Genomic DNA, 10,023 nt, shown 5'->3' on the forward strand with positions numbered 1-10,023 from the left:
GGGTGTACCCGCGGACCGGGCCGCTCGGGCCCTCCGGCGGGGCCTCTGCCGGACCGCCGCCGTCCGCCACGTCAGGGATGGCTCAGTCCTCGGAGGAGGCGCCGGAGGACAGGCCCTGCTTGATCAGGCTCATGACCGAGGAGTCGGCCAGCGTCGTGACGTCGCCGACCTCGCGGTTCTCGGCCACGTCGCGCAGCAGGCGGCGCATGATCTTCCCCGAGCGCGTCTTCGGCAGCTCGGGCACGACCATGATCTGCCGCGGCTTGGCGATGGGGCCGATCTCCTTGGCCACGTGGTTGCGCAGCTCCTGCACCGTCTCGTCTCCGTGGTCCTCGGCCCCGCCGCGCAGGATGACGAAGGCGCACACCGCCTGGCCGGTGGTCTCGTCGGTCGCGCCGACGACCGCGGCCTCCGCCACCGACGGGTGCGACACCAGCGCCGACTCGATCTCGGCCGTCGACAGGCGGTGGCCCGACACGTTCATGACGTCGTCGACGCGCCCGAGCAGCCAGATGTTGCCCTTCTCGTCGTACTTCGCGCCGTCGCCCGCGAAGTAGTACTTCTCGCCGAACCGGCTCCAGTACGTCTCCCTGTACCGCTCCGGGTCGCCCCAGATGCCGCGCAGCATCGACGGCCACGGCTTGGTGAGGACGAGGTAGCCGACCTTCTCCGGCGCGGTGAACGGGTTCCCGTCGTCGTCGAGGATCTCCGCGCTGATGCCGGGGATCGGCCGCTGCGCCGAGCCCGGCTCGAGGTCGGTCACGCCCGGCAGCGGGCTGATCATGATCGCGCCGGTCTCGGTCTGCCACCAGGTGTCGACGATGGGGCAGCGGTCGGACCCGATGTGCTTGCGGTACCAGAGCCAAGCCTCGGGGTTGATCGGCTCGCCCACCGAGCCGAGGACGCGCAGCGACGACAGGTCGTACTTGGCCGGGATGTCGTCGCCCCACTTCATGAAGGTCCGGATCGCGGTGGGGGCGGTGTAGAGGATCGTCACCTTGTACTTCTCGACGATCTCCCACCAGCGGCCCTGGTGCGGGGTGTCGGGCGTGCCCTCGTAGATGACCTGCGTCGCGCCGTTGGCCAGCGGCCCGTAGACGATGTACGAGTGGCCGGTCACCCAGCCCACGTCGGCGGTGCACCAGTAGACGTCGGACTCGGGGTGGACGTCGTGCACGACCGAGTTCGTGTATGCCGCCTGGGTCAGGTAGCCGCCCGTCGTGTGGAAGATGCCCTTGGGCTTCCCGGTGGTGCCGCTGGTGTAGAGGATGAACAGCGGGTGCTCGCTGTCGTGGGCGGGGGCCTCGTGCCGGTCGCCGGCGGAGCCGACGACGTCGTGCCACCAGACGTCCCGCGAGTCGTCCCACTCGACGTCCTGCTCCGTGCGCCGGACCACGAGCACCTTCTCGACCGGCGAGCCGTCGCCCCTGACCGCCTCGTCGACCGCGGCCTTGAGCGGGGCGGGCTTGCCGCGGCGGAACTGCCCGTCGCTCGTGACCACGACCTTGGCCTCCGCGTCGGCGATCCGCGTTCGCAGGGCGTCGGCGGAGAACCCGCCGAAGACCACCGAGTGCGGGGCGCCGATCCGCGCGCACGCCAGCATGGTGACAACCGTCTCGGGGATCATCGGCAGGTAGATCGCCACCCGGTCGCCCTTGCGGACTCCCAACGACTCCAACGCATTGGCGGCCTTCGCCACGTCACGCTGCAGGTCGGCATACGTGATGGTGCGGGTGTCCCCGCCCTCGCCCTCGAAGTGGATGGCTACGCGGTCGCCGTTGCCGGCCTCGACGTGCCGGTCGACGCAGTTGTATGCCGCGTTGAGCTCGCCGCCGACGTACCACTTGGCGAAGGGCGCGCCGCTCCAGTCAAGGGTCTGCCCGAAGTCGGTCGACCAGCTGATCCGCTCGCGCGCCTGGGTGGCCCAGAAGCCCTCGAAGTCGGCGGCCGCCTCGTCGTACAGCCCCGCCTGCCCGTTGGCCTGCTCGGCGAACTCGGCGCTCGGCTCGAATGACGTGGACTGGGACACGGTGGACCTCCTGGCATCAACGACAGGCGGCTCGGTGGGCGAGCACGCGGGTACCCGCCCAGCCAACCCGCATCCGCCGCGCGGGACAAGGGGAGCGGCGGCTCGGCTCGACCGGCGGACGGCAGCCGCGCCGGACGGCTACCCTCGCGTCGTGACCGAGAAGACGGCGCGGCTCGCCCCGGCCTCGCAGGCCCAGCAGGACCGTGGCTCGGGCGCCCTCGCCGGCTGGCGGCACACGTCGCGGCGCGTGTGGCCGTGGGTGGCCGTCGTCGTCGGCGCGGTGCTGTGGTGGCCGGCCGGCTTCTGGGGCCTGGAGTCGTGGCCGCGGCTGCCGCTGCGCCCGCTCGACGGCGACCTCGTGCTGCTCGGAGCGACGGCTGCGGCGGCGTCGGTGTCGCTGGTCGTGCGTTCGCCGTGGCCGCGGTTCGTCGTCGTCATCGGCTGGAGCGTGCTGGGCTGGCTGGTCAGTGCGCCCTCGCACGACACCTACCCCGACGAGCGGCAGTCGCTGGCCCTGATCCTGGCCGGGAGCGCGTTCGTCGGGATCGTGCTCGGGGCGCGGGGGCACAAGGGGCCGCTCGGCGCGGCCGGCGTCCTGGCGTTCGTGGCGGGGTTCTCGCCGGCGACCTGGCCGCACGGTGCGCCCCTTGCCGTCGCGCTGGCCCTGCCGTTCGCGGTGGCGAGCTGGCACCGGGTCGCCCCGACCGTGCTGAGCGTCCTCCGGGTGCTGCTCACGTGGTTGGTGGCCGGGCTGCTCGCGGCCGCGTGCCGCTACGGCTGGGGCGTGCTTCACCCGCGGATGAACATCGGGTCGCGCCGCGGCGAGGCCCGCGCGGTGGCGAACGCCTGCTGGGACTTCGTGCGGACCCAGTGGTGGACCTCGAGCGAGGCGATGCTGCGCTCGCAGGCGGCCTGGTTCTGGGTGGCCCTGGTGCTGGCGGTCCTCGTCGCCGCGGCCCGGGCGCTCACCAGCGGTGGGCGACGTCGATCACCAGCCGCGCGGAGCGTGCGTCCTGGATCGTGAAGACCCGGAACGGCAGCCGTGCCCGCACCCCGAGACCCAGTGAGGTCTGGCCCTCGAAGGTGCCCGCCCACGCCACCTGGCGGAAGGTCCGGTAACCCGTGACGTTCACGACGTTCGCCTGGGACCGCGGGAGGTAGCTCGGGCTGCCGGTGGACGTGTATGCCGGCGCGCGCACGACGACGAGCAGCTTGGCGCCGCCGCGCAGTGGGACGACCGTGCCCCTGCCCTCGGTGTAGACGTTCGTGACGTACTTGACGGTGTACCCGGGCGCCGTGCCCCGGAGGTCGACGACCAGGCGGTCGTAGCACGCGTGCTGTCCCGAGCGGACGTTGGTGACGGGTCCGCGCACCATGGTGGAGACGCTCTTGGGCAGCGACCCCCACCGGATGCCGCAGTAGGGAGCGGCTTCGGCGGGTGCGGTCGCCGCCACGAGGGGCAGCACCCCCGCTGCGACGGCAACGACGAGCGACCGGACTGCCAGTCGCGTACGGGTGGTGAGGCGTGTGGTCATGGCGGTCTCCTTCCGAGCCTGCGGGCACCCCAAGGACGTCCGAGGCCCACCGTCCGTTGACCGTGCGGCCGACACCAGGGTCCATCGTCCCGGGCTCGTCCGGTGTTGCCCGGGTACCCACCAGTCCAGGGCCGGCGCCACGAGGCGACGGCCCGCCTGTCTAGGCTGCTCGCCGTGGTCGACGTCGCCTCCTCCCTCACCGCCCTGGGCGAGCTTCCCGGCATCCCCGAGAAGGTCGCCGCCGCGCGGCAGGCGTGCGAGCAGCTGCGCTGGCACGAGGCGCTGCGCCGGCGCATCCCCGAGGCGTCGGCCGAGTCGCGGGTCCGCGGCGCCCAGGCGAGCGCCGCGCTCGAGGGCGCGACCGTGCCGCTCGACCTGGTCCGCGACGTCATGCGTGGGGCGGCGCAGTGGCCCCTCGAGCCGGACCCGGTCGAGCAGGTGGCCCGCGGCGCCGTCCAGGCGACGGCGGAGAGCGAGCACGTCCGCGCGCTGGTGTCGTCGGCGCCACTGCAGGCCCTGGCGCGGCTGCACGTGGCTGCGGCCGCCGGGCTCGTCGCCCCCGACCAGCTCGGCCGCCCGCGCACCGGGGACCAGGGGAGCGCGGAGTTCACCGACCTGGGGCCGGCCCCGGGCGCCGCGTCGCTGGCGGCGCGACTCGACTCCCTCACTGCGGTCCTCACCGTCGACGCGGCCGTGCCGGCCCTGGTCGTCGCCGCCGTCGCCCACGCCGAGGTGGTCACGGCACGCCCGTTCGTCCGCGGCAACGGCGTCGTCGCCCGGGCGCTGGCCCGGGCGATCGTGCAGGCGCGCGGGCTCGACCCCACCGGCGTCGCCGTCGTCGAGGCCGGGCACGCGGCGCAGGGCGGCCCGGCGTACCTCGGCGCGCTCGCGGCATACGGCACCGGCTCAGGCGCTGGCGTGGGGCTGTGGCTGGAGCACTGCGCCGACGCGCTCGTCGCGGCGGCCGCTGCCGGGGTCGAGGTCTGCGACGCCGTGCGCGCGGGCCGGCTGGCCTGAGGGAGGCGCCGGCGAGGGGTCCCGGGAGGGCTCGCAGCGCAGCCGCGGAGCGCTTCGCGCCCGGGTCGTCGCGGCGTCGGCGCGGCTGACCTGCGGCGACGCGTCAGGGGCGGACCCGGGACCAAAGTCAAGGCTTACGTTGCCCGCCGGACAGGGGTAGACATGAGGTAAGTCGACGTACGCGAGTCCGACGACCACCGCGATCCCCTCGGGCACCCACGCGCGGGCAGTCCACTGGTGGACCGATCGTGGGCGGGCTTGTCCCGCTGCGACAACTGAGTGCACGCCTGGTAACCCGAGCCGGGTCGCGGTCGATGGCACCTCGCACGAGCGGGGTGCCATCCCGCGTCCGAGGGTCGGTCCGGAGCCCCTGCGGCGACGGCCGACACAGGGGGTGCGGGGGCCGCGTGGTGCCCTTGGTGTGCGTGGGTCGTGGCCGCGGTGGGCGTGGGTCGTGGCCGCGCCACGCCGGGCGCGTGGCGAGTTGCGGTTGAAGGCTAAATGGTCCACGATTACTCCGTTCGCTCCCCCTCGGGGTCGAGCGGACCGGCGCACCTGCTCCTCCCCCCCGGAGCATGGCGCGTCGACGGCCCCGGTTGTCCCCCCGACCGGGGCCGTCCCCTTTCCCGGGGCAGGCGCAGGGCTCACGCCGCGGGACGGGGCCAGGCCGGGCGAGACGGGGCCGGGCGAGACGGGGCCGGGCAGAGGCCGGTGTACTGGCACCGTCGTCTCGACGAGGGCTGGCCGTCCACAGCTCGCCTCGGTTGAGCCGTCCGTCCACAGGGGCGCGGTGCGGCCGTGTCCCCGCCCGCTGTCGCGCACGAGGCTGGTTGGCATGGACCACCACGTGCTGGGTGTCGTGGGCGCCTCCGGCGGACTGGGGGCGTCGACGCTGGCCGTCTCGCTCGCCGTCCGCGCGGGTCCGCTGCTCGGGGTGTCCGCCTGCGTCGACGGCCGTCCCAGCGGGGGTGGCGTGGACGTCACGGCCTGCCTCGAGCACCTGCCCGGCCTGCGCTGGGGCGACCTCGCCGACCTGCAGGGACGGGTCGACGGCGCTGCCGTGCTGCGGGCGCTGCCGGGGGAGGGGTCCCTGCGCGTGCTCGCATCCCGGGGCACTCCGCCGGCTGCCGCCACGGTGCGAGCAGTCGTGGAGGGGCTGGCGGAGGTGTGCGGTCTCGTGGTCCTCGACACCGGTGCAGCCCCGCAGCTGCTGGACCTGTGCACCTCGGTGGTGGTCCTCGCCGGCGTCAGCGCCAGGCGGCTCGCGGACGCGGGGGCGCTGGTGCAGTCGGGTGTGCTGCCGTCCGACGCCCTCCTCGTCCTGCGCGGCGCCCGCCGGGAGCCGGTTGCGCCGGAGGACGTCGCGGTGCACCTGGACCTCCCCCTGGCCGCGGTGCTGCGGGACGAGGTGCGGGTTCGTGCGGACGAGGACCGGGCGCGGGTGCCCGGGACCCGTGGACGTGGCGCCGTCGAGGCGGTGGCCGACCGCGTGCTGGGGATGGTGGGGGTGGGGGCCGGCTCGGGGCCGGCTCGGCGTGTGCAGGTGCCGGCGGTGGACAGCGTGGCGGGCGTACGGCGTGCCGTGCCCGCCACGGAGGAACGCCTGCCGGGGCTCGAGCCGACGTCCGCGGCCCGTGGGGGTGTGCGGTGACCCGCGGATCCCCCGCAGGTCGCGTCCCCGGCCCGCCCGCGCCCCGGCAGGGGCGGGCGATCGCCGACCAGATCCGGCGCGGCCTCTCCCCGGACGCGCGGCTCGTGGAGGAGGTCGCCGCGGTCGACACCGCGACCCTCGGCGCGGCCGGCGTCCTTGCCGCGCGCGAACGGCTGGCGGCCGAGGTGCTCGGGGCCGGACCGCTCGAGCCGATGCTGCTCGACCCCGACGTCACCGACGTGCTCGTCAACGGTGACGGCTCGGTCTGGGTCGACCGCGGGGCCGGCCTCGTCCGGGCCGAGGTCCAGCTCGAGGACCCCGCCGCGGCGCGGCGCCTGGCCGTCCGGCTGGCGGGGCTGGCGGGGCGCCGGCTCGACGAGAGCCAGCCCTGGGTGGACGGCCTGCTGCCGGGCAGTGTGCGCCTCCACGCGATCCTCCCCCCGCTCGTCGACGGCGGTGCCCACGTCAGCCTGCGGGTGCCGAGGGCCCGCGCCGACGGGCTCCGCGCGCTGGGGGCGTCCGGCATGTTCGGGGCACTGGCCGAGGAGCTGCTGCGCCGGCTGGTGCTGGCCCGGTGCTCGTTCGTCGTGACGGGCGGGACGGGCTGCGGCAAGACGACCCTGCTGGCCGCCCTGCTCGCCGAGGTGCCACACGCGGAACGCCTGGTGCTCGTGGAGGACGTGCGCGAGCTCCAGGTGGGCCACCCCCACGTCGTGCGGCTGCAGGGTCGCGGCCCGAACGTCGAGGGCCGCGGCGCCGTCGGCCTCGTGGACCTCGTGCGCCAGGCGCTGCGCATGCGTCCGGACAGGCTCGTCGTGGGTGAGGTGCGAGGCGCCGAGGTCCGCGAGATGCTCGCCGCGCTCAACACCGGGCACGAGGGCGGCTGCGGGACGGTGCACGCCAACGCCCCGGTCGACGTCCCAGCGCGGTTCGAGGCGCTGGGCGCCCTGGCCGGTATGCCGCCGGCCGCCGTCCACGCCCAGCTCGCGTCCGCGGTGCGCGTGGTCGTGCACGTGCAGCGACGCACCGAGGGGCGACGGGTGGCCTCGTTGTCCGTGCTGAGGTCCACCCGTGAGACGGGGAAGGTCCGCTGCGACCTCGCGCTGGACGCGGTCTCCGGCACCCGGGGTCCGGCGTGGGACGAGCTGGCCGAGGCGGTCGGTTGGGCCCCGCCGGGTGGCGAGCCTGCCGAGCGGGGAGACGGCGGTGGTCGCCCGGGCTCCGACGCCGGTGTGCCTCCTGCATCCCCATCGCTGACGGGGCCGGGCGCATGACCGGTGTGGTCGTCTGCTCGCTGCTCGCAGCGGCGGCCGTCCTGGCCTGGCCTCGCGCCGGGAGGCCCTCACCGCAGTGGTCCGCGGGGAGCGTCGAGGTCGCCCCAGGGGTGTCCTGGCGGGCGCGGCTCCCGGGGGCGGGGTCGCGCCGCGCCCGTCACAGCCGGGACGAGGCACTGGGGGAGCTGCTCGCGCTCGTGGCCGGTCCCCTGCGCTCCGGTGCGCCGGCCGCGGTGGCCCTCGACGCCGCACGGTCGGCCCTCGGTCCGGGCTCGTTGGACGGCCTCGTGGCCGACCTCGTCGCGACCGGACAGCGTGCCGAGCCGCTGGCACCCGTGTGGTCACGGTGGGCAAACCGACTCACGAGCGACGAGCTGGCCTTCGTGGCGAGTGCGTGGGCGCTCACCGAGGACACCGGGGCCCCGCTCGCGGATGCCCTCGAGACCTCTCTGGACGTGGTGCGCGCCCGGCGTCGTGCCGCGGACCGGGTCGCCTCCGCAGCCGCAGGACCGCGTGCCTCGATGCTCGTGCTGCTGCTCCTGCCCCTGTCGGGGCCGCTCGTGGGCCTGGCCTGCGGTATCGGTCCCCGGACCCTCTACCTCTCGAGCCCGGCTGCAACCGGCAGCCTGCTCGCCGGCCTGGTCCTGGCAGTGCTGGCGCGGTGGTGGAGTGCGCGGATCCTGGCGAAGGCCGCATGACCTGGGTGGCAGTGCTCCTGGCCGTGGCCGCGGTCCTGGTGTGGCCCTCGCGTGGCCCGGCCGGGCGAGGTGCCAGTGCGGCGACGGAGGGTCGACCGCGGGGGCCGGCGAGCACCCCGACGGGGTCGCCGCGCCGCGAGGACGTCGCCGACGCGCTCGTGCTCGTGGTCCTGGCCCTGCGGTCCGGCGCGGACCTCGCCGGTGCGGTGTCCGGCGTCACGGCCGTCTCGCAGGGGGCGGTACGCCGTGACCTCGACGCGGTCGTGGCCGCGCTGCGCTGGGGTGTACCCGTCGCGGAGGCCTGGGGGTATGCCGGGCCGGTTTGGCGTCCGGCGGCGCTCGCGTTCCAGATGGCCGCCGCCACGGGTGCGTCGCCCACGGGTCTGCTCGTCGAGGCGGCGGTGCGGATCCGGGACGAGCAGGAGCAGGACCAGGCGCGCAGGGCGGCGCGCGCCGGCGTGCTGCTGGTGCTTCCGCTCGGCCTCGGGTTCCTCCCGGCATTCGCCTGCACGGCGGTGATCCCTGTCGTCCTGGCCCTGGCGGCGAGCGTCCTGGGCTCGTGAGTGGGGGCCGAGCGTCGTCCACAGTCCGGTGGCGCCTCGGTCGTTGTCCACCGGCGACGACGGCCGCCCTGTCCGGGTGCTCGGATCCCCGCTTGTCTGGACCCAGAGGAGGCGCACGGCCTTCGCGACACGGGAGGAGCACGCATGAAGAGGACATGGGACCGCAGGGTCGAGGGGCTGCGGCGGAGGGCGGAGGCCGGCATGACGACGGCCGAGTACGCGGTGGGCACGTTGGCGGCCTGCGCGTTCGCGGCCGTGCTGCTGGCCGTGGTCCGGTCCGGCGGGGTCAAGTCCGCCCTGGCCGGGATCATCACGACCGCCCTCGGGACGGCTGGGTGAACCGGCGGCCCGAGGACGGGATGGCGACCGTCGAGCTGGCGGTCGCCGTCCCCGCCGTCGTGCTGTGCCTGCTCATGGGCCTTGGTGCGGTGCGGGCCGTCACGGACCAGGTCCGGTGCACCGACGCGGCACGGGCGGCCGTTCGGGCAGCCGCCCGTGGTGACAGTCCCGGCAGCGCGGTCGCCCTCGGACGCAGGTTGGCGCCGCCCGGCTCCACCGTCACCGTCGAGCTGGCCGGGTCCGTGGTCGAGTCGGCAGTCCGTGGTCGTCCACCGCGCGCGCTGCGCTGGCTGGGTGCTGTGGGCGTGCCGTCCGCCCGCGCGGTGGCCGCGCGGGAGGACGTCGGGTGAGTCCGGTCCTCAGCCGACCAGTCCGCCCACGCCGAGGTTCACGGCACCGGCACCGGCACAGGCCAAGGCGGGCGCACGACCAGGGGAGCGGGACGGTCCTCATGGTGGGCGTCGTGGCGGCGCTGTTCCTTCTGACCGTTGCCGGGGTCGCGGTCGCCAGTGCCGTGCTGGCCGCGCACCGCGCCAGGGCGGCAGCCGACCTGGCTGCGCTCTCGGGCGCCGTGGCACTGGGGCAGGGTGGTGCGCCCTCCTCGGCCTGCGGCGCTGCCCGCGTGGTGGCCGGGCGCAACGGTGCTGTGCTCGTCGCCTGCAGCACCGGGGCCGACGGTTCGCTGCTCGTACGGACGAGCACTCGCGTGACCGTCGGTGTCCCCGCACAACCCAGGGCCGCCACAGCGTTGGCACGCGCCGGTCCGACACAGTGAGGCCCGGGGGCCGGGTGGGGGGGGGGGGGGGACGTCGCGTCGCGGGAGGGCCGGGGTGGCGGCCGCGGGAGCGGAGGTGCCGGCGGACCGGCCGTTGGCGGAGCCGTTGGACCCCGCGCCGTTCCCCTCGCTGCCCGAACCC

The 10,023-nt window shown here is 75.5% G+C and carries 11 protein-coding genes; 9 read left to right on the forward strand and 2 right to left on the reverse strand.

Going from position 1 to position 10,023, the window contains the following annotated elements:
- Positions 1 to 82 precede the first annotated feature (82 nt).
- The gene (gene acs, locus ACFUC1_RS18885; protein WP_379122549.1) at positions 83 to 2,029 is read right to left on the reverse strand and encodes an acetate--CoA ligase; all 1,947 of its coding nucleotides are present in this window, start codon (positions 2,027 to 2,029) and stop codon (positions 83 to 85) included.
- Positions 2,030 to 2,180: 151 nt separating this feature from the next.
- Between acs and ACFUC1_RS18890 the strand changes: the two genes are divergently transcribed.
- Positions 2,181 to 3,053, forward strand: coding sequence for a hypothetical protein (locus tag ACFUC1_RS18890; protein WP_379122551.1), 873 nt, complete (start codon positions 2,181 to 2,183; stop codon positions 3,051 to 3,053).
- Here the strand turns inward: ACFUC1_RS18890 and ACFUC1_RS18895 are convergent.
- Positions 2,995 to 3,564, reverse strand: a complete 570-nt coding sequence (locus ACFUC1_RS18895) for a hypothetical protein (RefSeq protein ID WP_379122553.1) — start codon at positions 3,562 to 3,564, stop codon at positions 2,995 to 2,997. The genes ACFUC1_RS18890 and ACFUC1_RS18895 overlap by 59 nt on opposite strands.
- 174 nt (positions 3,565 to 3,738) lie before the next feature.
- Here ACFUC1_RS18895 and ACFUC1_RS18900 point away from each other — a divergent pair, with 174 nt between their 5' ends.
- The 8 genes from ACFUC1_RS18900 (at position 3,739) to ACFUC1_RS18935 (ending at position 9,881) form a co-directional block, all read left to right on the forward strand.
- Positions 3,739 to 4,581: a Fic family protein gene (locus ACFUC1_RS18900; protein ID WP_379122555.1), complete on the forward strand. Its 843-nt coding sequence runs from the start codon at positions 3,739 to 3,741 to the stop codon at positions 4,579 to 4,581.
- Between the two features lie 835 nt (positions 4,582 to 5,416).
- Positions 5,417 to 6,232, forward strand: a complete 816-nt coding sequence (locus ACFUC1_RS18905; RefSeq protein WP_379122557.1) for a hypothetical protein — start codon at positions 5,417 to 5,419, stop codon at positions 6,230 to 6,232.
- The gene (locus tag ACFUC1_RS18910) at positions 6,229 to 7,506 is read left to right on the forward strand and encodes a TadA family conjugal transfer-associated ATPase (protein WP_379122559.1); all 1,278 of its coding nucleotides are present in this window, start codon (positions 6,229 to 6,231) and stop codon (positions 7,504 to 7,506) included. Before ACFUC1_RS18905 ends, ACFUC1_RS18910 begins: the two co-directional genes overlap by 4 nt.
- Positions 7,503 to 8,204: a type II secretion system F family protein gene (locus tag ACFUC1_RS18915; protein WP_379122561.1), complete on the forward strand. Its 702-nt coding sequence runs from the start codon at positions 7,503 to 7,505 to the stop codon at positions 8,202 to 8,204. Before ACFUC1_RS18910 ends, ACFUC1_RS18915 begins: the two co-directional genes overlap by 4 nt.
- Positions 8,201 to 8,767, forward strand: a complete 567-nt coding sequence (locus tag ACFUC1_RS18920) for a type II secretion system F family protein (protein ID WP_379122563.1) — start codon at positions 8,201 to 8,203, stop codon at positions 8,765 to 8,767. The genes ACFUC1_RS18915 and ACFUC1_RS18920 overlap by 4 nt, the downstream gene beginning before the upstream one ends.
- Positions 8,768 to 8,911: 144 nt before the next feature.
- On the forward strand, positions 8,912 to 9,106 hold the full coding sequence (locus ACFUC1_RS18925; protein ID WP_379122565.1) for a DUF4244 domain-containing protein: 195 nt from the start codon (positions 8,912 to 8,914) through the stop codon (positions 9,104 to 9,106).
- Positions 9,103 to 9,456, forward strand: a complete 354-nt coding sequence (locus ACFUC1_RS18930) for a TadE family type IV pilus minor pilin (RefSeq protein ID WP_379122567.1) — start codon at positions 9,103 to 9,105, stop codon at positions 9,454 to 9,456. The genes ACFUC1_RS18925 and ACFUC1_RS18930 overlap by 4 nt, the downstream gene beginning before the upstream one ends.
- On the forward strand, positions 9,453 to 9,881 hold the full coding sequence (locus ACFUC1_RS18935; protein WP_379122569.1) for an Rv3654c family TadE-like protein: 429 nt from the start codon (positions 9,453 to 9,455) through the stop codon (positions 9,879 to 9,881). The genes ACFUC1_RS18930 and ACFUC1_RS18935 overlap by 4 nt, the downstream gene beginning before the upstream one ends.
- Positions 9,882 to 10,023 lie beyond the last annotated feature (142 nt).

Source organism: Pedococcus sp. NPDC057267 (assembly GCF_042668795.1).
GTDB lineage: Bacteria > Actinomycetota > Actinomycetes > Actinomycetales > Dermatophilaceae > Pedococcus.